The sequence below is a fragment of the Pseudomonas gingeri genome (genome assembly GCF_013386165.1).
In the GTDB taxonomy this organism is placed as follows: Bacteria; Pseudomonadota; Gammaproteobacteria; order Pseudomonadales; family Pseudomonadaceae; genus Aquipseudomonas; species Aquipseudomonas gingeri_C.
Window position 1 is genome coordinate 298,802 of record NZ_JACAOS010000022.1, and the last position, 20,820, is coordinate 319,621.

The following is a 20,820-nucleotide window of genomic DNA, read 5'->3' on the forward strand; positions in this document are numbered from 1 at the left end:
GGCGAGGGGAAAGGGGCTGCATCATGGTACTTCGGCGCGTTAGGATGGCGCGAAGTCGAGGGAGAGCCTCGCCGCTATCGCAATGAGGATCATGATGACCGACACCAGCAAGTCCGGCCCGACCCAAGTCGAGGTCATCCAGCGGGAGAACTGCTTCAAGGGCTTCTACCGACTTGATCGCCTGCACCTGCGCCATGAACTGTTCGCTGGTGGCATGGGCAATACGATCAATCGCGAAGTCTTTGTCCGCCACGATGCGGTGTGTGTCCTGCCCTACGATCCCCGGCGCGATGAAGTGCTGCTGCTGGAGCAGTTCCGGGTAGGGGCCATGGGCAAGGCCAAGAATCCCTGGATGATCGAACTGGTCGCCGGTCTGATCGACAAGGACGAACAACCGGAAGAGGTTGCCCACCGTGAGGCACAAGAGGAAGCTGACCTGAATCTGGTGGCCCTGTGGCCGATCTCCCAGTACTTTCCGTCACCGGGTGGCAGCAACGAATTCGTGCATCTGTACCTGGGGCGCTGCAACACCGAAGGGGCTGGCGGCCTGTACGGGCTGGCAGAAGAAAATGAAGATATCCGTGCCACGGTCTGGGCGTTCGAAGATGCCCTGCAAGCCGTGCGCGATGGGCGAATTGCCAACGCGGCGTCGATCATTGCCTTGCAATGGCTGGCATTGAACCGTGCTGAAGTGAGGGGGTTATGGTCGTAAGTCTGTTGCGCGAACGTTATCGGGTCGACCTGGCGGGGCTGCAGGCCGCCTGCGAAGCCAACTATGCGCGTCTCATGCGGCTGCTGCCGCAGATGCGCGAGCAGCAGCGTGCGCGGCGCATTGCCATGACCCAGGGCGAGCAGATGCTCGGCGTGCTGGCGCTGGAAGTGTTGCAGGACAATCCCTACACCACCACCCTGCTGGTGCGACAGGAACACAGCCTGCCGTGGTTGCCGGTGCCGCAATTGCAGGTGCAGGTTTACCACGACGCGCGCATGGCCGAGGTGATCAGCGCCGAGCACGCCCGGCGTTTTCGCAGCATCTATCCGTATCCGAACTCGGCTATGCACCAGCCGGACGAAAAAGCCCAGCTCAATGTATTCCTCGGCGAGTGGTTGAGTCATTGCCTGGCCTGTGGCCATGAATTCGAGGCGGTTCGCTAGCTAGAGGGCCGTCCCGTCTCAGGATTTTACCCCCCCGGATATTTAACCGATGGCCTGTACCGCGGCGAGGGATGAGGCTGCTTGGTAGTCGGTCGCCTATCTTTCTTTTCCGGGCGGCTTTTGATTTTCATCCGTGGGCTGGTATACCCTTGAAATTCGGCGCGGTTGTTCAAGGTTCAACGTGACGCTTGGTGAGTCAGTGTCCTCGTTTTTCGGGGGCCGAGGATCAATAGCCGTAGTAGATTCTCTCGCGGCGCGGTAGTGGATAAAAAGTCCCTTGGGACCGTTAAAGCAGATGAGGAAAAGATTTAAGGATGAGTGTATGACGACTTGTGAAATCATTGATCTTGTCGCGATAGAGACGACCCCGGTTCAGTTGACCCCCTTCCCTTACAGTATCATTGGCAATGTATTGTCCGAGCGTTTTTTAGCCAACGTTCAGCAGGACTTTCCGGCTATTGAGGATGCGGGCAGCTTTCCGTTGGCGAGTGTTCGCTATGGGGCGGCGTTCGCCAAGTTGATCGATGAGTTACATAGCGATGCTTTTCGTCAGGTGATTGCCGAGAAGTTTGCGATCGATCTCGCGGACAAGCCTGTCATGATCACAGTGCGTGGCAAGGCTGATCATAAAGATGGGCGTATTCACACTGACAGTAAAAGCAAGTTGATTACCGTGCTTTTATATTTGAACGATGAATGGTCGGCCGATGAGGGTCGATTGCGTTTGTTATATGATCAGCATGACCTTGACCATTACGCCGCCGAAGTCCCGCCGACGGCCGGTACCATGTTGCTTTTTAAAGTGGCTGAAAATGGCTGGCATGGACATAAAACATTTATCGGGGCGCGCAAGGTCTTGCAGATGAATTATGTGACTAACGAGACCGTATTGAACAAGCATGCTGCGCGCCACCGGTTTTCTGCAAAATTCAAAGCCTGGCGCAGGCGTTTTTTTGGTAAAAACACTTCATGAATGTTCTGGTTGTCAAACTCACCTCCATGGGCGATTTGCTTCACGCCCTGCCGGCTATCAGTGATGCGGTCAAGGCGATTCCGAATATTCAGTTCGACTGGGTAGTGGATGAAGCGTTTGCAGAGATTCCAAGGTTGCACGGGGCGATTGATACCGTCGTCACAACCGCGCATCGTCGCTGGCGTCGTGACCTGTGGCGCAGCATCAAGCGGGGTGAGCTTGTTGAGTTGTGGAAAAAGGTTCGGGCCAAAAAATATGACGTCGTCATCGATGCGCAAAACAATTTAAAAAGCGCAGTGGTCATGAGTTTTACCCGGGGCTTACGCTGTGGGATGGACAAGCACAGTACCCGGGAGGCGTTCGCGAGCTGGGTGTGCGAGAAGACCTTTGCCGTTCCTCGGGAGCAGCATGCGGTTGCCCGGCAACGTCAGCTGTTTGCCCAGGCACTCGGCTACCCGCTGCCTGATTCATTGCCTGACTTTGGTATCGATCAACAGCGATTGCCGGCGTTGCCGGTCGTGTTGCCGGTGCCTTATGTGGTGTTTGTTCACAGTACTACCTGGGCGTCCAAGCATTGGCCTGAGCGGTATTGGCAGCAATTGATAAAGCTGGCTGTGCAGGCCGGCTATCAGGTTGTTTTGCCGTGGGGGAATGCCAATGAGCAGGCGCGCGCGATACGGCTTGCCGAGGCTTCGCCACAGGCGATCGTATTGCCGCGTTTATCGATCACCCAGCAAGCGACGATGATTTCACAGTCGGCGGGCGCTATTTGTGTTGATACCGGGCTTGGGCATTTGACGGCGGCCCTGGACAAGCCGGCGGTGCATCTTTATGGCCCAACGGATCCGGCATTGATTGGTGCGACGGGATTGCATCAACGGCATTTGAGCGCCGAATACGAATGCGCGCCTTGCTATCGACAGCAATGCAAGTTCGGAGCGGATGCCGCCTGTTTTGTGGAGGGGATGCGTCCGGAAACGGTCTGGGCGCAATTTGTCGGGCAGCTTGAAGTGGCTCCGGCGGATAGAAGGGCCCTGTAATCCGGGCGTCATACGGCCTCGCCGCCCCCACGAAACGGGAGCGGCTGCAGGTGCCGTAACGGCCCGGCACCTTATGCTGATGCTACTGGCGGTCGAGCATCACGGTGGCGAACGCCTGCGGTGATTTCCAGGTTGTATCCGGTTAAATGTGAAGTGTGTCCGTTTCGCCTATTTCCTCTTTGTCGATTCCCCGACCATAATTGCGTCCAGTGCGGTTTTTAACCGAGCAGTCCAGAAACGACCCCTCAGTATTTTGCAGGAGAGCATTTTGCCGAGCGTATCCACTCAGTCGACCCCCGCGGACTCGGTGCTGTTGGTGCAACTGTCCGACAGCCACCTGTTTGCCGAAGCGGAAGGCACGCTGTTGGGCATGAATACCCGGAACAGCCTGCAACGGGTCATCGACTGTGTGCTGGCGGAACAGCCTGACGTCGATCTGCTGCTGGCCACGGGCGATCTGTCCCAAGACGGGACGGTGGCGTCCTATCTGCAGTTCCGTGAGATGAGCGCGGCGATCGACGCGCCGGCGCGCTGGTTACCCGGCAACCACGACGAGTTGCGGGAAATGGCCGAAGCCGCTCGCCACAGCGATCTGCTCGAAGCAGTGGTGGATATCGGCAACTGGCGTATTGTCCTGCTCGACTCGGCGGTGCCGGGCTCGGTGCCGGGGTATCTGCAGGACGAACAACTGCAGTTGCTGGCGCAATCGCTGAGCGAAGCGCCACAACGTCATCACCTGGTGTGTTTCCACCATCATCCGATTTCCATCGATTGTGCCTGGATGGAGCCCATCGGCTTGCGTAATCCGGAAGCCCTGTTCGCCGTGCTTGACCGTTTCCCCCAGGTTCGGGCGCTGCTCTGGGGCCATATCCACCAGGAACTGGACCGCGAGCGCAAGGGCGTGCGCCTGCTGGCGTCACCCTCCACCTGCGTGCAGTTCGCGCCGGGCACCGAGGATTTCACGGTCGACGACAAGGCGCCGGGCTATCGCTGGCTGCGCCTGCATTCGGACGGACGGCTGGAGACGGCGGTTTCCCGGGTCCACGGCTTCGATTTCGAGGTCGATTACGGCGGTACCGGCTACTGACCACTTCTTCTTAATAGGTAGGAAACGTCTCGGGGCGAGTCAGGGCGCCAGAGTCAGGCTAAACTGCGCGTCTTTGCCTGTGCGGTGCCTGGCTTTTTTGTGCGAGAGGCTGCCAATGGAGAGTGATCACATGCCCGGTTCGATCCTGTATATCCACGGTTTCAACAGCTCGCCGCTGTCGAAGAAGGCCACTCAGTTGATTCAACTGATGGAACGCCTGGGCCTGGAAGCGCAGTTGCGGGTACCGGCCTTGCACCATCATCCGCGCCAGGCGATGCCCCAGCTGGAAACAGCGATTGCCGAACTCGGTCGTCCACTGCTGGTCGGCAGCTCGCTCGGCGGCTACTATGCGACATGCCTGGCCGAGCGCCATGGCCTGAAGGCGTTGCTGGTCAACCCGGCGGTGGCGCCGCACCGGATGTTCGACGGTTACCTCGGTCCCCAGCAGAACCTCTACAGCGGCGAGACCTGGGACCTGACCCACGACCACGTGACGGCCCTGGCCGAACTGGAAGTCCCGGCTCCCCAGGATCCGCAACGTTTCCAGGTCTGGCTGCAGACCGCTGACGAAACCCTGGATTATCGTGCCGCCCAGCAGTATTACCGGGCCTGTGCCTTACGTATCCAGGCCGGTGGCGATCATAGTTTCCAGGGCTTTGCCGAACAATTGCCGGCCTTGCTCAGCTTTGCCGGCATCGCTGCCGATACATACCAGGCGATTGATTTCTCGCAGCTCTGATGCCCTGAGGCGCGGAGCCCTGAGAATGACCCCTATTCATAGACGACTGACGACGAGACCCCATGGCCACTCCCAGCGCTAGCTCTTATAACGCAGACGCCATCGAAGTCCTCTCGGGCCTCGACCCGGTGCGCAAACGCCCGGGCATGTACACCGACACCAGTCGGCCGAACCACCTTGCCCAGGAAGTCATCGACAACAGCGTCGACGAAGCCTTGGCCGGGCACGCGAAATCGGTGCAGGTGATCCTGCACGCCGACCATTCCCTGGAAGTCTCCGACGACGGTCGCGGCATGCCGGTGGACATTCACCCGGAAGAGGGTGTCTCGGGCGTCGAGCTGATCCTCACCAAGCTCCACGCCGGCGGCAAGTTCTCCAACAAGAACTACCAGTTCTCCGGCGGCCTGCACGGCGTGGGGATCTCCGTGGTCAACGCCCTGTCGACCCAGGTGCGGGTCAGGGTCAAGCGCGACGGCAACGAATACCAGATGACCTTCGCCGATGGCTACAAGGCCACCGAGCTGGAAGTGGTCGGTACCGTCGGCAAGCGCAACACCGGCACCAGTGTGTACTTTGCGCCGGACCCGAAGTATTTCGATTCGCCGAAGTTCTCCGTCAGCCGCCTCAAGCATGTGCTCAAGGCCAAGGCGGTCTTGTGCCCGGGGCTGCTGGTCAGCTTCGAGGACAAGGCCACCGGTGAGAAGGTCGAGTGGCATTACGAAGACGGCCTGCGTTCCTACCTGGTGGATGCGGTCAGTGAGTTCGAACGCCTGCCGGACGAGCCGTTCTGCGGCAGCCTCGCCGGTAATAAAGAAGCGGTGGACTGGGCCTTGCTGTGGTTGCCGGAAGGCGGCGACAGCGTCCAGGAAAGCTACGTCAACCTGATCCCCACGGCCCAGGGCGGAACCCACGTCAATGGCTTGCGCCAGGGCCTGCTCGATGCGATGCGCGAGTTCTGCGAATTCCGCAGCTTGCTGCCCCGTGGCGTGAAGCTGGCGCCGGAAGACGTCTGGGAGCGGATTGCCTTTGTCCTGTCGATGAAGATGCAGGAGCCGCAGTTCTCCGGCCAGACCAAGGAGCGCCTGTCTTCCCGTGAAGCCGCCGCGTTCGTTTCCGGAGTGGTCAAGGACGCCTTCAGCCTGTGGCTCAACGCCAACCCCGAGCTGGGTATGCAACTGGCGGAACTAGCGATCAACAATGCCGGCCGGCGCCTGAAGGCGAGCAAGAAGGTCGAACGCAAGCGCGTGACCCAGGGGCCGGCGCTGCCGGGCAAACTGGCCGACTGCGCCGGGCAGGACCCGATGCGTGCCGAGCTGTTCCTGGTGGAAGGCGATTCCGCCGGTGGTTCGGCCAAGCAGGCGCGGGACAAGGAATTCCAGGCGATCCTGCCGTTGCGCGGGAAGATCCTCAACACCTGGGAAGTCGACGGCAGCGAAGTACTCGCCAGCCAGGAAGTGCACAACATCGCCGTGGCCATCGGCGTCGATCCGGGGGCCGCGGACATCAGCCAGCTGCGCTACGGCAAGATCTGCATCCTCGCCGACGCCGACTCCGACGGTTTGCACATCGCGACCCTGCTCTGTGCTCTGTTCGTCCAGCATTTCCGTCCGCTGGTGGATGCCGGGCACGTCTACGTGGCGATGCCGCCGCTGTATCGGATAGACCTGGGCAAGGAAATCTACTACGCCCTCGACGAAGGCGAGCGTGACGGCATTCTCGATCGCCTGGTGGCGGAAAAGAAACGCGGCAAACCCCAGGTCACCCGATTCAAAGGCCTGGGTGAGATGAACCCGCCGCAGTTGCGGGAAACTACCATGGACCCGAATACCCGACGCCTGGTGCAGTTGACCCTGGATGATTTCGAAGCCACTACGGAAATGATGGACATGCTGCTGGCGAAGAAGCGTGCCGGCGATCGCAAGACCTGGCTCGAGTCCAAAGGCGACCTGGCCGAGGTCCTGACCTGATGCGCGATTGCCCCGGCGGCCAATGAGCGCTGCCGGGCCCGCCCCGTTGAACACCACCGAATTCACTTGCGCGGCGCTACAGCCGCCGCGCCAGACTACGAACTGATGAGGCCCGCATGAGCGACTCCCTTGATCTCAGCCTGGATGGCGTAGAACGCCGGTCATTGACTGACTTCACCGAACAGGCCTACCTCAAATACTCCATGTACGTGATCATGGACCGTGCGCTGCCGCATATTGGCGACGGCCTGAAGCCGGTACAGCGGCGTATCATTTACGCCATGAGTGAGCTGGGGCTGGATGCCGATGCCAAGCACAAGAAGTCCGCACGCACCGTCGGCGACGTGCTCGGCAAGTTCCACCCTCACGGCGACTCCGCCTGCTACGAAGCCATGGTGCTGATGGCCCAGCCGTTCAGCTACCGCTACACGCTGGTGGACGGCCAGGGCAACTGGGGCGCGCCGGACGATCCGAAATCTTTCGCCGCGATGCGCTACACCGAATCGCGGCTTTCGCGGTATTCCGAAGTGCTGCTCGCCGAACTGGGCCAGGGCACGGCGGACTGGGTGCCGAACTTCGACGGGACCCTCGACGAGCCGGCGGTGCTGCCTGCGCGCCTGCCGAATATCCTGCTCAACGGCACCACCGGTATCGCCGTGGGCATGGCCACCGACGTGCCGCCGCACAACCTGCGGGAAGTTGCCAACGCCTGTGTGCATCTGCTCGATGATCCTAAGGCCAGCGTTGAGGAGCTGTGCAAGTTCATTCCGGGCCCGGATTATCCGACCGAAGCGGAAATCATCACGCCGCAGGCTGACCTGCTGAAAATCTACGAAACCGGGCGTGGCTCGGTGCGCATGCGCGCGGTCTATCGTATCGAAGACGGCGATATCGTGGTCCATGCCCTGCCGCACCAGGTTTCCGGGTCCAAGGTGCTGGAGCAGATCGCCGCGCAGATGCAGGCCAAGAAGTTGCCAATGGTCGCCGACCTGCGGGACGAATCCGACCACGAGCACCCGTGCCGTATCGTGATCATTCCGCGTTCCAACCGGGTCGAACTCGACGAGCTGATGCAGCACCTGTTCGCCACCACCGACCTGGAGTCCAGCTACCGGGTCAACATGAATGTCATCGGCCTGGACGGCAAGCCGCAGCTCAAGAACTTGCGGGCCTTGCTGGTCGAGTGGCTGGAGTTTCGCGTCAACACCGTGCGTCGTCGCCTGAAATTCCGGTTGGAGAAGGTCGAGAAGCGTCTGCACCTGTTGGACGGTTTGCTGATCGCCTACCTCAATCTGGATGAGGTCATTCATATCATCCGCACCGCGGAACACCCGCGGGCCGAGTTGATCGCACGTTTCGACCTTAGCGAGATCCAGGCCGACTACATCCTCGACACCCGCCTGCGGCAGTTGGCGCGGTTGGAGGAGATGAAGCTGCGCAATGAGCAGGATGAGCTGCTCAAGGAGCAGGCCAAGCTGCAAGCGCTGCTGGCCAGCGAAGCCAAGTTGAAGAAGCTGGTGCGCACTGAGCTGGTCGCCGATGCGCAAACCTACGGCGACGACCGTCGCTCGCCGATTGTTGCCCGTAGCGAAGCCAAGGCGCTGTCGGAAAACGAACTGATGCCCACTGAGCCGGTGACGGTCGTTCTGTCGGAAAAAGGTTGGGTTCGCTGTGCAAAAGGCCATGATATTGACGCCACGGGCCTGTCCTACAAGGCTGGTGATGGCTTCAAGACCTCGGCCGCGGGGCGTTCCAATCAGTTTGCGGTGTTTATCGACTCCACCGGGCGTAGCTATTCGGTGGCGGCGCATACCTTGCCTTCGGCCCGTGGCCAGGGCGAGCCGCTGACCGGTCGTCTGACCCCGCCGCCGGGCGCCAGCTTCGAGTGCGTGATGCTGCCTGAAGACGAGGCCTTGTATGTCATCGCTTCCGACGCCGGTTATGGTTTTGTGGTCAAGGGTGAAGACCTGCAGGCCAAGAACAAGGCGGGCAAGACCCTGCTGAGCCTGCCCAACGGCTCCAAGGTGATGCCGCCCAAGCCGGTGGCCGACCGTGAGCAGAACTGGTTGGCGGCGGTGACCACCGAAGGCCGGCTGCTGATCTTCAAGGTCAGCGACCTGCCGCAACTGGGCAAAGGCAAGGGCAACAAGATCATCGGGATTCCCGGTGAGCGCGTAGCCAGCCGCGAGGAATACGTCACTGACCTGGCGGTGATTCCGGACGGCGCGACCCTGGTGCTGCAGGCGGGCAAGCGCACCTTGTCGCTCAAGGCCGACGATCTGGAGCACTATAAGGGTGAGCGTGGCCGGCGTGGCAACAAGCTGCCACGGGGCTTCCAGCGGGTTGACGCTTTGTTGGTGGAAAGTCTCGGTTAAAGCGGTTTAGAGCGTTCGTTCAGCCTATTAGCAGGAAGATCGCTACCGCAGCACTGGAGTCATGGCGCATATTCACGGATGATATGCGCCACTTGCGGCACCCGCGTGGCGGCGTGCCCAAACGAATTTTTGGATCAGACTGTGGCAGGCCCTTATGGCGGCCACCTGGATGGGATGATGACTGTTCTGCGCCTTCCTTTTATTGTGCTGCTGACCGGCCTGCTTGGCCTGGCCGGATGCAGCGTGCACCAGCCGGTGTCCTTGTATCAGCTGGACAGCGGCACACCCGGCCAGCCTCAGCAAACCGCAGGGATGTCGGTGGTGCTTGGCCCGATTTCCCTGGCCGACTACCTGCAACGCGAAACCCTGCTGCAACGCCAGCCTGATGGCAGCCTGACTGCGGCGACCGACGGTCGCTGGGCCGGCAGCCTGTCGTCTGATATCAATCAGTTGCTGGTGCGCCAGCTGGCCTGGCGCCTGGACAGCCAGCGTGTGGTCCTGGCCCCGGCGATTGCCGGGAGCACCCCGGATGTGCAGGTGCTGCTGTCGATTACCCGGCTGGACTCCGGTACCCGGCAACCGGCCATTCTCGATGCGCAGTGGCGTCTGCTTGACCGTCGTGGACAGGTGCGTGATAACCGCATCGTCCATCTGGAGCAGCAGCACACCGGCACCTCGGCGGCGCAGGTACAGGCCCAGGGCGAGCTGTTGCAGCGCCTGGCCGAGCAGCTGAGCGTGGCGCTCAAGCCATTGGCCAATCAAGCGCCGCTGGTGGAAAACCGCAAGGCAGCGGCCCCGGCTCCGGCCAAACAGGTCGAACCAGAGAAACCGAAGATCCCGATGGCTTCGCCGATCCGCACGGATATGGAAGTGTTCCGCTTCTGAGGCCAATGCCCAAACAACAAAAAGCCCGCATCGAATGCGGGCTTTTTGTTGGGGGTATGTTTGTCCACCCGGACTGTTGTCATGCCTCGCCCCTGTAGGAGCGCCGGTTGACGCTCGATTGCCGGCGATGAGGACCTTGAGCCTTGCGGCGATCCAGCGCGCGCCATCGCCGGCAAGCCAGCTCCTACAGGGTTTGCGGTGTCTACTTGATCAGCTCTTGGTCCGGGTCTCGTGCATCCGCGCCAACTGTCGCTCGAGCATCGATGGATACGGCTCCATCAAGCGCTCCACGCAGCAAGCGCCCTCGGGGCTGGCAATCGGGCGGATACGCGCGCGCTGACGAATCAGCGAGTCGTCACTGATGCGTCGCTCCACCAGCAGCAGGTTGCGGCTGTGTTGCGACAGCGCCAGGGCATCCTGGGCGGTTTCCGTCAGCAGCAGGTCGATCTGGCTCAGGCCGAACAACTCGTCCCCCAGTGTCAGGCCCAACTGCAGTTGCAAGGTGATGCCGCTGTCGGCGACTTCGATCTGCAACTGATGGCCCAGGGCCCGTAGCAGTTCACCGCAGCAGATGGCGTTGGTCAGGTAGTCGTCGCCACTGTCTTCGCTGTGGAAGAGCATCAGCGTGCTGCCGTCGTTCAAGGTGTGCAGTTCGCTCTCGTAAAGCGACGCGGCCTGGTCCAGGCAATCACGGTAACGCTGCAACAGCTCCATCAGGCGAGTGCGCGGCAGGCGTCGCAGTTGTTCCTGGGCGCCCAGTTGTACCGCCAGCACGGCACTGTGCTGCGGTTGCGCCGGGACCAGCGGTTTTGGTTGCGGCTTCGGCACGACAGCGTTGGCTGCCTGGGGGCTTTCCCGCAGGTCGGCGAATGGGTCTTCGTCGTCGTCCAGTTCATCTTCCACGTTGCTGACGAAATGCCGGGGCGCCGGTTTGGGCGCCGGGGCCGCTGCCGTCTCGTCGAAGCTCGGATCGCGCAGGTTGCGGACCTGGAAGGCCGGTTCGGTGTCCTCTTCTTCCTCGACGTAGTCATTCTCGTCGTAGTCGATTTCCGGCTCCGGCTCAGGCTCCGGTTTGACCGGGGCGAAGCGCGAATGCAGTTGGCGCGCCAGGTCGCCGATTTCATCCTGGCGCTGGGTGGCCGGGGTATGTTCGTCCATGTCCCGCAGCCAGACCCGCAGTTGCAGCAACGGCGTGGAGATATGCCGGCCCAGGCGCAGGCTCAAGGCCAGGGCCAGCGCCAGCAGGATCGCGCTGAGAATGCCCATGCTTTGCAGGCTGATGGTCATCGGCTGCTGGAATTGCGCCATGTCCAGGCTGATGCGCAGATGCCCGGCGGTCACGTCCTGGAAGGTGATCTTGGTCTGGTACAACCCTTCGGCTTCACCCAGCAGGCCGTTTTTCGGGCGCTGGCCGGCTTCGGCGAGGATGCGGTTGTCGACGCTGTAGATCGCCGCGTGGGCCACCAACGGGTTCTTCGTCAGGTTGTTCAGCAGCACGTTGAGGCTGAGGATGTCGTTGGACACCAGCAGTTCCGTGGCCGAAGTCGCCGTCTGGGTGGTCAGGCTCTGGCCAAGGGCATCGGCCTGCTGGTGCATGGCTTCCTTGAACTGCAATCCCATCACGCAGGCGTAGATCACCAGCGCCAGCGCGACGAGGATCACGTTGTGGCTGGCGATGCGCAAGGCTAGCGGTACACGACGGTGACGCAAGGCCCGGAAGATCAGCAGGAAGAAGTTATCGGTTTTGACTGGCGTGGGCCGGTTCACTGAGCGCGGCTCTTTTGTCCGTGAAGTTGACGCGCAGTATAGCGAGAGGCCCTAGACCGGCAAAGCGCTGGCTGTGCCCGATGGTCAGTGAAAGTGGGTAGAATGCGTTTTTTTTAACGAGCGGGGGTGCGCTTTGCGCGAAATCGTCCTGATCAGCATCACCGGAGAGGACCGTCCAGGTCTCACCGCAGCCATTCTTGGCGTGCTGGCACAAGGTGCAGTGAACATTCTCGATATCCGTCAGGCGGCTATCCACGGCAGTCTGGCATTCGGCATTCTGGTGGAATTTGCTGACTCCGCGCGGTCCGCGTCGACGCACCTGGACATTGAGGCCAACATTCCCGGGCGGGCGCAGCAGGTGCGCTTCAATCGGCTTTCCGAGGCCGAGCATCAGGACTGGCTGGCGACATCGGGCCGCAAGCGCCATGTCGCGACCCTGATGAGCCGCCAGGTGACCGCCGAGCAGTTGCAGCAGGTGGTCGCGATCACCGCGCGCCACGGCCTGGAGGTCGAGCGGATTGAGCGGTTGTCGGCGCACTCGCCGTCAGCGGCAGCCTCGGCGCTGAGCAAGAGCTGCTTCGAACTCTCCCTGAACGGCGAACTGACCGATCCACAGGCCTTGCGCCGTGAATTCCTGAACGCGGCCCAGGAGCTGGGTGCCGATATCGCCCTCCAGGAAGACTCGCTGTTCCGTCGTCACCGGCGCCTGGCGGTGTTCGACATGGACTCGACCCTGATCGAGGCCGAAGTGATCGACGAGTTGGCCAAGGCTGCCGGCGTCGGCGAACTGGTCTCGGCCATCACCGAGCGGGCCATGGCCGGAGAGCTGGATTTCCGTGCCAGTTTCAAGGAGCGCCTGGCGCTGCTCAAAGGCCTGGACGTCAGTGTGCTGGACGCCATCGGTGCGTCGCTGCGCCTGACCGAAGGCGCCGAAGTGCTGTTTGCCGAGTTGAAGCGCCTGGGCTACAAGACGGCGATTCTCTCGGGCGGATTTACCTATTTCGCCAAGCAATTGCAGGCGAAGCTGGGCATCGACTATGTCTTTGCCAACGAACTGGAAGTGGTGGACGGCAAATGCACGGGCGTGGCCATCGAGCCGATTGTCGACGCCCAGCGCAAGGCCGATCTGTTGCGTGAGTTGACGTTGAAGGAAGGCCTGAGCCTGGAGCAAACCATCGCGGTCGGCGATGGTGCCAATGACCTGCCGATGCTGGCGATTGCCGGGTTGGGTGTGGCGTTCCGCGCCAAGCCGCTGGTCAGGCACTCGGCCAAACAGGCGATCTCGACTCTGGGGCTGGATGGCGTGTTGTATCTGCTGGGTGTGCGTGATCAGGACGGCCAACGCTGAATTTCAGCGTCTGTCCGATGGAGTCGCCGGCAAGCCGGCGCCTAGAGGATTTTCCACAGCGAACCGAAATCATCCTCGGCAACACCCAGGCCACCGGCACTCGGATCGGTCTTGGGTGCCGCTGGCTGTTCGAGCAGCCGGTACTCGAACTGATTGAAGCTGCCGGTGCTGGCCAGGCGCTTGCTTAATACGGCGCGGCGCTCTTCACCGTTGCTGTTGATGACCACCTTGTGCCCTTCCTGGAAGGGCAGGCGCGGCGCCAGCAGCGTCGCCGGTACGCCGATGGCGCTGATCTCCGGCAGCAGCAGGGCGCGCAGGTACTGACTGTGGCCTTCGCCACCGCGGAGCAATTGCAGGCCACAAGGTTGGGCATGGGGAGCAATCAGCTCGATGCCCATCTGCGTACCGCCGCTGCGCACCTGGCGTATCCAGCGCACCACGGCAACGCTCCAGCCCTGGCTTGAAGGGTCCTGGACCCCGATCATTTCTCCGGCCTGCAATTGCGCGGGTACTTCCTTGGGCCAGGCCAGGCAGTAGCCACCGGGGCTATGGTTGATGATCTGCAGGCCATGGGTGGGGAAATCTTCGGCGCTGTTGAAGGCGGCCTGGCTGCTGTCGGCATCACTGACGTGATACTGGATTTCCTCGTAAGGCAGCAGGGTGTCGGAGCCACCGGCGCGCTGGGCATCGAAGGCGTTGTTCCAGGCATCTTTTTCCGCGCTGTTGGACAACTGCACGGTGAATTGCGCGGCCTTGCTGGCTGCCGGAATCTTGAGGATGTCGCTGAAGGAGCGCTGGCCACCGAGGTAGAAGTGCAGGGCACTCATGCCGACGCACAGGGTCACGGTGCCCTGGCCCGGGGTGCGCTGGAAGGTGCGCTCGGCGGCTTCGCCCCACGCGGCGCTCAGGTGTTGCAGCACGTCGAGACTCAAGCCGGCGGGTACTTGCAGGCGCGACTGGCTGCGCAGGTCGGCGGGCAGATCGAGGTAGTCCTTGATCGCCTCGACCAGGGGCAGGGTGTCGATCCCGATCAGGCTCGGCAGTTGCTCAACGGCGAACAGCGACGTATAGCGTGGCGGGGCATCGCTCCCGGGCGACACGGCGAAAAGGCTCGAAGCCTGCTCGGCGCCTTGCAGCTTGACCTGGGAACTCCAGGGCTCGAGGACTTCGCTCAGCCGGGCAATGTTGTTCTGGCGTAGCTGGTTGCTGCGTGCGCAACCCAGCAGCAGGGCGACAATATAGGTTCGCTCGACGCTCAGGGGCAGCGCCTGGCTGGCCTGCTCGTCGAACACCGGGGTGGTGTGCACCTGATGGGCGAGGGCCAGTTGATAGAGTTGGTGCACCTCGAACCAGAGGCTTTCCGGCACCGGACAATACAGTTGGCTGGCGCGCACCAGGGGGCCGTTGAGGCAGTGCAGGGCCCGTTGTATGGAGGTGGTCAGCAGGACCGAGCGATCTTTGCCGCCCTTGGAGGCGACGCGCATGGCGATCTGCTTGTAACCGATGGCCAGGTGGTTTTGCAGGGCCTGACAGAGGTTGGCAACTTTTCTCGGGCGTTCGTCGAGGACGATGGACTGGTTGAGAAAGTGCCGCTCCAGGTGCTTGCAGACGTAGTACACCTCAGGGCGCAGCAGTTCGAGCAGTTGCAGACGGTTTTCGCTGGGGGTGAGCAACAGGTTGAGTTCGCCCAGGCCCTGATACAGCAGGCGAGCGGTTTCCCCGAGATTGGCTTTCGGCAGGCCGGCGATCCAGCGCTTGAGGTCGCGTGGTGTCGCATCGCAGAAAGACAGGCTCAACTGCGTAGGCGTCGGTGCGCGCAACAACAGATGGGGACTCGGATTACTCATGCAGCGGCCCAGCTCCGGCAGCGAAACAACCTGAACCCTCGATGGGTCAGGATGACAGAAAAAAGATGGCAAAATAATGCCATGACTCTAGCAGGGTTGCCGGACAGCTGCAGCCTTGCCGGTCGAATCCGGCTGCGACCCGTTGTCCGTACTCCGGTCTTTACAGCTCGAGATGCCTGTTACGAGCTGTAAAGAACCGAGCTGCATCAAGCCTGGACTGGCGCGCCGAGACCTTGGCCCATGCGCACGGGCGAGCCCGCGACCAGCTCTTCAGCCCATTGTACCTGCTGTGGCCCAAACAACACGATGGCGGTGGAGCCCAGTTTGAAGCGTCCCAGTTCCGCGCCTTTTTCCAGATGGATCGGCTGGCGGGCGGCTTCATCGTAGCGCACGGTTTTCAGTTCGCGCTTGGGTGGCGTCACCAGGCCGGCCCAGACGGTTTCGATCGAAGCAACGATCATCGCGCCGACCAGCACCACGGCCATCGGTCCACGCTCGGTATCGAACAGGCAGACCACACGTTCGTTGCGAGCGAACAACTCCGGTACGTTTTCCGCAGTGGTCTGGTTGACCGAGAAAATCCGTCCTGGCACGTAGACCATCTCCCGCAGGGTACCGGCCAGGGGCATATGCACCCGGTGATAGTCCTTGGGCGACAGGTAGATGGTCGCGAAGTCGCCACCCATGAAGGGCGCGGCGGCAGCGGCGTCGCCACCGAGCAGTTCCAGCACGCTGTAGCTGTGACCCTTGGCCTGGAATACCCGACCGTGTTCGATCGGGCCGAGCTGGCTGACCGCACCGTCCGCCGGGCAGAGAATCGCCCCCGGGGTTTGATCCAACGGGCGCGCGCCGTCTTTCAAGGCGCGGGTGAAGAAGGCATTGAAGTGTTCGTAGGCGGTCAGGTCTTCGACCAGGGCCTGGGACATGTCCACCTGGTAGCGCTTGGCGAACCAGGCGGTAAAGGCGTTCTTGAACCAGCGCACGCGGCATTCGGCGATACAGCCGGCCAGGCGCGACAGCAGGTGATGGGGCAGCAGGTACTGGCTGAGGATGAACAAACGCTTTTTCATCAAGGGTCCTTGGGAATCTCAAATCTCTACGGGGGTGTCGGGGTGGTTGCCCCATTCGCCCCAGGAGCCGGCATAACCTTTGACGCGCGGGTAACCGAGCGCCTTGGCAACCAGGTAGGTAAAGCCAGAGCGGTGGTGGGTCTGGCAGTGGGTGATCACTTCCTTGTCCGGGGTGATGCCGAGGCCTGCGAGGATCTGCGGCATGTCACGGCGGATGCGCAACTGGCGTTCCTTGTCCATGCCGGCGGTCCATTCGAAGTTCACCGCGCCGGGGATGTGTCCAGCCTTGGCGGCTAGGACTTTTTCGCCGCTGTATTCCAGCGGGCCGCGGGCGTCCCAGATGGCCAGGTCGGCGGCGCCGAGGCGGCTTTGCAGGTAGTCCCGGGTCGCGGTGGGTTCGTCATGCAGGGTCAGGGCCACGGGGCCGCCTTTGGCTGCGGGTATGTCGCCGTCGACGGGCAAACCTTCGCCAAGCCAGGCGTGCAGGCCGCCATCCAGGTAGTGATAACGGCCATGACCGATCACGTCGAGCAACCAGATGAAGCGCCCGGCCCAGCCGCCGCCCTCGTCGTCGTAGACCACGTAGACCGCATTCGGGTTATGCCCCAGTTCGCCGAACAGCGCTTCGAGCAGAGCCTTGGGCGGCATCAGGCCGGGTGCTGGTGGCTGGCCCAGTTGGGTGCGCTTGGGGTCGACGAAATGTGCGCCGGGAATATGCCCGCTGGCGTAGCGGGCGCTGCTGGTCAGGTCCACCAGGATCAGTTCAGGGGCGTCGAGGCGGGGCAGCAGGTCGCCGGGCTCGATCACCAGCGGCAAGCCAGAGAAGTCAGGCATGTGAGGTCTCCTGGGCGCAAAAGGGGGGATTGTAGCGCAGCGTCATGTGCCGCGGTTGGTAAAGGCGTGGAGCGCCTTCTCGATGCATTGTGCGGTTTTGCCGAAGGCCTGCACGGTCATTTCCGAGAACGGCCCGCCGCCTTGGTCGGCGAGTACCAGCATGACCACCCGGCCCTTGCTGGTCAGGGAGCGCAGCAGCAGATGTTCGCCAGGGAATTGTGCCCGCAGGTTGCCGGGCAACAGGGCGGAGAACTGCGCGTTGTTGGCCGGGGTCAGGCGAATCTGCGCCGGCTGGCTCAGCAGTCGTTGCAGGACCGGGCTCGAGCCGACCTGGATCACCAGGTTGGCCGACTCCTTCGCCAGCCCGGCGATCTGGTGCACGCGCAGGGTGCTCTGGGTCCGGTCGGCCATCAGGATCATCACCCGGCGCAGACCGCAGGTGCTCAGGGCGTCGCGGGCGATGCCGGTCAGGTGCATGGCGTTGGTGAACCGGCTGGGTTCGGCGAGCAGTTCGGCGCAGTGTTTGCGCCACAGCGCCAGGGCCTGGGGCGAAGGATCGACCGCCGGCAGCAGGCCGCTGTGGACCCGACGCATGCTGCCGCGCCAGATCAGTGCTTCGGCCGGGTGCCAGAGGTCCGGCATGCTGTGCTGGTTGGCGCTCTGCGCGGCCTGCTGGTGCAGTTGCTGCTGCAAGTCGTCCATGGATTGTTGCAGGTACAGGCTGGTCAGGTATTGCCAGCGCAGGTGATGGGGGCTGTCCCAGGCCTGTTGTGCCGAGAGCGCCAGGCCGTTGGCCAGCAATACCGTATTGGAGGGTTGGTTCAGCCAGCGGCGCAGCTCCGGATCGGCGTCGAGTTGCTGTTGCTGGTGCAGGCCGTGCTCGCTGTCACGGGCGATGTGCAACGCCCTGGCGAGGGGGCGCAATTCGTTCTTCAGCACCTGATAGCCCTGGGTGACCCAGTTCGGCAGGCGCCAGATATCGGCCAGGGCCTGGCACAGGTCCAGCAGGCGTACGCCGAACAGTTCCTGCTCGACGGCAGCAGCGGACTCATTTTTGTGAATCACCCGCAACTCCCAGTCTTCGAGCAGGTTCGGGTGGGTCAGGGCCAGCGGCCAGAGGGGCGAGAGAAACAACAGGCTGCCCCAATGGATGTCCTGCCAGAGGCGCGCCAGGCGCGCGGCGAACAGGCCGTTGGCCTGCTGGCTGGCGTGCTGGCTGATCAGTTGGAGCTGACGCAAGGCCACTGGAATTTCTTCCGGGGCCTTGGCTGGCAGGCGCGCGAGCAATGCCTCGGTGCGCTTCAAACCCAGGCGATTGATCGCCACCTCAAGGTTTTCCGCCGGCTCGGTCATGCTGCCATGGGTGTGCTGGTTGGCTTCACAGATCACACTCAGCGCCAGGGCCGGGCTATCCTGCATGAGTTCGGCGATATCGCGCAGCGAGCTGCGGTTGTCGCGGATGGCGCGACAGACCCGGTCGTGACTGTCCTGGGGGACGGGCAAACGCACGGCTTGCAGCAGCTTGATCCAGCCCTGCAACGTGTTGGGTTTTTGCGTGGAAACAGTCGTTTCGTTAGCCATATTCGAGCGCGATCATCATCACTGTTAACAGGCCCGTAAAGGGCTGGGCAGGCGCTGCGCAATCGACCGTGCAAGCTGGCACATGGCCGGTTTTCTGGCTTTTCGCCTGAACTGGCTATAGTCTGGCGCAGATTCGCCGATAAGGAGAAGAAGAGATTTATTAACTTCCGAATATGACCTTGAACCCGACTCAGTAAGTGCTCTCTACCTATGGCTAAAATTATCGGCATCATCGTCGTATTCGCGAGCGTGCTCGGCGGGTACGTGCTTTCCCACGGCAAGATCGCCGCGCTGATCCAGCCCTTCGAGGTGATGATCATCGGCGGTGCGGCCCTCGGTGCGTTTTTGCAGGCCAACCCCGGCTACATGACGATGCACGTGATCAAGAAGTCCTTGAGCATGTTCAGTTCGCGGTTTACCCACACCTTTTACCTTGAGGTCCTGGGACTGATCTACGAGATCCTCAACAAGAGCCGCCGTGAAGGCATGATGGCGATTGAAGGCGATATCGAAGATGCCGCCGCCAGCCCGATTTTCGCCAAGTACCCGGCAGTGCTCAAAGACGAGCGCATGACCGCCTACATCTGCGACTACCTGCGGATCATGTCCTCCGGCAACATGGCGCCCCATGAACTCGAAGGGCTGTTCGACATGGAGCTGTTCTCCATGAAGGAAGAGCTCGAACATCCGGCCCACGCCGTGACCGGCGTGGCCGATGCCATGCCCGGTTTCGGTATCGTCGCGGCGGTATTGGGGATCGTGGTGACCATGGCTTCCCTCGGGGAAGGCGACCAGAAAGCCATCGGTATGCACGTGGGTGCGGCACTGGTAGGTACCTTCTTCGGTATTCTCGCCGCCTACGGTTTCTTCGGTCCATTGGCGACTTCCCTGACCCACGATGCCAAGGAAGAGCTGAACATCTACGAAGCGATCAAGGCCTCCCTGGTGGCCTCGGCCTCCGGCATGCCGCCTTCGCTGGCTGTGGAGTTCGGGCGCAAGGTCCTGTATCCGAAGCACCGTCCCAGCTTCGCCGAGCTGGAACAAGCGGTTCGCGGTCGCTGAGTCATGGAAAACAATCAGCCGATCATAATCAAGCGCGTCAAGCGCTTTGCCGGCGGGCATCACGGCGGCGCCTGGAAAATCGCCTTCGCCGACTTCGCGACGGCGATGATGGCGTTCTTCCTGGTGTTGTGGCTGCTGTCCACCGCGACCCCGGAACAGAAGATCGCCATCGCCGGCTACTTCAAGGACCCGATCGGCTTCTCCGAGAGCGGTACGCCCTACATCATCGACCTGGGTGGCTCGCCGGTGCTGGCGCCGGACAAGACCCTCAGCCCGGAAGTCAAATCCCAGCCGCAGCCGGACAAGGTCACGGTCGACACCGATCAGGTCGAGAGCATGGCCGAGCAGGTGGAGAAAGAGCGCCTGGAACTGCTGATGCAGGAGCTGCATAAAAAGGTCGACGAGAGCCCGGAACTGCAAAAGTTCAAGGACCAGATCAAGTTCGAGATCACCCCCGATGGCCTGCGTATCCAGATCATGGACGCGGAAAACCGGCCGATGTTCGACTCCGGCAGTGCACGTCTGAAGCCTTACTTCGAAGACATCCTGCTGGCCATGGCCGACACCATCAAGGCAGTGCCGAACAAGATCAGCGTCAGCGGTCATACCGATGCCAAGCCCTACACCGGCACCGGCGGTTTCGGTAACTGGGAGTTGTCGGCCAACCGCGCCAACGCGGCCCGGCGTGCCCTGGTGGCTGGCAGCTATCCGGACGAGCAAGTGGCGCGGGTGGTGGGCTACGCCTCCTCGTCCCTGTTCGACAAGGCCGACCCGTTCAATCCGGTCAACCGCCGTATCGATATCGTGGTCTTGACCAAGAAGGCGCAGAAGGCGATCGAAGGTGAGCAGGGCGCGGATGACGCGGCGCCGACGCCTACCGAAGGGCAGGGGGCTCCGGGCGAGGTGCCGGTGGACCCGAACGCCGTGCCGGCCGACAAGCAGCCGCTGCCGGCCCACGAGGTGCGGCAACGCTTGAACATCTTCGAGGATGGGGTGTTGAAGATGGATGAGCCGGGCAAGCCCAAGACGGGCTCATAAGCCAGACAGCCAAGTCAAACAAGAAGGCCGCGATGATCGCGGCCTTGTTGTT

17 protein-coding genes are annotated in these 20,820 nt (G+C 62.0%); 12 read left to right on the plus strand and 5 right to left on the minus strand.

From position 1 onward, the window contains the following. The first annotated feature begins 94 nt into the window (after nt 1-94). From HX866_RS28985 to HX866_RS29025, 9 genes are all read left to right on the plus strand, one after another. Nucleotides 95-712 (plus strand): NUDIX domain-containing protein, encoded by a 618-nt coding sequence (locus tag HX866_RS28985; protein ID WP_177090565.1) that lies wholly within the window; start codon nt 95-97, stop codon nt 710-712. Beyond that, nucleotides 703-1,155 carry a DUF1249 domain-containing protein gene (locus HX866_RS28990; RefSeq protein WP_121136163.1) on the plus strand — a complete coding sequence of 151 codons (453 nt, stop codon included), beginning with the start codon at nt 703-705 and terminating at the stop codon, nt 1,153-1,155. The genes HX866_RS28985 and HX866_RS28990 overlap by 10 nt, the downstream gene beginning before the upstream one ends. Before the next feature lie 322 nt (nt 1,156-1,477). Next, nucleotides 1,478-2,128 carry a 2OG-Fe(II) oxygenase gene (locus HX866_RS28995; RefSeq protein WP_177090563.1) on the plus strand — a complete coding sequence of 217 codons (651 nt, stop codon included), beginning with the start codon at nt 1,478-1,480 and terminating at the stop codon, nt 2,126-2,128. Then, entirely contained in the window at nt 2,125-3,168 is a 1,044-nt protein-coding gene (gene waaC / locus HX866_RS29000) for a lipopolysaccharide heptosyltransferase I (RefSeq protein WP_177090561.1), read from the plus strand. The genes HX866_RS28995 and waaC overlap by 4 nt, the downstream gene beginning before the upstream one ends. Before the next feature lie 268 nt (nt 3,169-3,436). Next, the gene (gene cpdA, locus HX866_RS29005; protein WP_177090559.1) at nt 3,437-4,255 is read left to right on the plus strand and encodes a 3',5'-cyclic-AMP phosphodiesterase; all 819 of its coding nucleotides are present in this window, start codon (nt 3,437-3,439) and stop codon (nt 4,253-4,255) included. A gap of 130 nt (nt 4,256-4,385) precedes the next feature. Beyond that, nucleotides 4,386-4,994, plus strand: coding sequence for a YqiA/YcfP family alpha/beta fold hydrolase (locus HX866_RS29010; protein WP_177090557.1), 609 nt, complete (start codon nt 4,386-4,388; stop codon nt 4,992-4,994). A 62-nt stretch (nt 4,995-5,056) separates the two neighbouring features. Continuing rightward, entirely contained in the window at nt 5,057-6,961 is a 1,905-nt protein-coding gene (gene parE, locus HX866_RS29015) for a DNA topoisomerase IV subunit B (RefSeq protein WP_177090555.1), read from the plus strand. A 116-nt stretch (nt 6,962-7,077) separates the two neighbouring features. Next, nucleotides 7,078-9,336, plus strand: coding sequence for a DNA topoisomerase IV subunit A (gene parC, locus HX866_RS29020; RefSeq protein ID WP_177125516.1), 2,259 nt, complete (start codon nt 7,078-7,080; stop codon nt 9,334-9,336). A gap of 174 nt (nt 9,337-9,510) precedes the next feature. Continuing rightward, on the plus strand, nt 9,511-10,221 hold the full coding sequence (locus HX866_RS29025) for a PqiC family protein (protein ID WP_177090551.1): 711 nt from the start codon (nt 9,511-9,513) through the stop codon (nt 10,219-10,221). A gap of 210 nt (nt 10,222-10,431) precedes the next feature. On the opposite strand, the gene HX866_RS29030 is transcribed toward HX866_RS29025, so the two are convergent. Continuing rightward, the gene (locus tag HX866_RS29030) at nt 10,432-11,988 is read right to left on the minus strand and encodes an AhpA/YtjB family protein (RefSeq protein ID WP_177102849.1); all 1,557 of its coding nucleotides are present in this window, start codon (nt 11,986-11,988) and stop codon (nt 10,432-10,434) included. Between the two features lie 133 nt (nt 11,989-12,121). Between HX866_RS29030 and serB the strand changes: the two genes are divergently transcribed. Further along, on the plus strand, nt 12,122-13,336 hold the full coding sequence (serB, locus tag HX866_RS29035) for a phosphoserine phosphatase SerB (protein ID WP_177140938.1): 1,215 nt from the start codon (nt 12,122-12,124) through the stop codon (nt 13,334-13,336). 41 nt (nt 13,337-13,377) lie between these two features. Here the strand turns inward: serB and HX866_RS29040 are convergent, their stop codons facing one another. From HX866_RS29040 to HX866_RS29055, 4 genes are all read right to left on the minus strand, one after another. Next, a complete protein-coding gene (locus tag HX866_RS29040) occupies nt 13,378-15,183 on the minus strand; it encodes a molecular chaperone (RefSeq protein ID WP_177090545.1) in 1,806 nt (601 codons plus the stop codon). Between the two features lie 206 nt (nt 15,184-15,389). Further along, nucleotides 15,390-16,253 carry an archaetidylserine decarboxylase gene (asd, locus tag HX866_RS29045; protein ID WP_177102845.1) on the minus strand — a complete coding sequence of 288 codons (864 nt, stop codon included), beginning with the start codon at nt 16,251-16,253 and terminating at the stop codon, nt 15,390-15,392. 18 nt (nt 16,254-16,271) lie between these two features. Then, nucleotides 16,272-17,087: a rhodanese-like domain-containing protein gene (locus tag HX866_RS29050; RefSeq protein WP_177125517.1), complete on the minus strand. Its 816-nt coding sequence runs from the start codon at nt 17,085-17,087 to the stop codon at nt 16,272-16,274. A gap of 42 nt (nt 17,088-17,129) precedes the next feature. Next, nucleotides 17,130-18,668 (minus strand): HDOD domain-containing protein, encoded by a 1,539-nt coding sequence (locus HX866_RS29055; protein ID WP_177125518.1) that lies wholly within the window; start codon nt 18,666-18,668, stop codon nt 17,130-17,132. Between the two features lie 210 nt (nt 18,669-18,878). Between HX866_RS29055 and motA the strand changes: the two genes are divergently transcribed. Together motA and motB are read left to right on the plus strand one after the other, a co-directional pair. After that, nucleotides 18,879-19,730, plus strand: a complete 852-nt coding sequence (motA, locus tag HX866_RS29060) for a flagellar motor stator protein MotA (protein ID WP_177090537.1) — start codon at nt 18,879-18,881, stop codon at nt 19,728-19,730. A gap of 3 nt (nt 19,731-19,733) precedes the next feature. Then, nucleotides 19,734-20,768 (plus strand): flagellar motor protein MotB, encoded by a 1,035-nt coding sequence (motB, locus tag HX866_RS29065; protein ID WP_177090535.1) that lies wholly within the window; start codon nt 19,734-19,736, stop codon nt 20,766-20,768. The last annotated feature ends 52 nt before the right edge of the window (nt 20,769-20,820 follow it).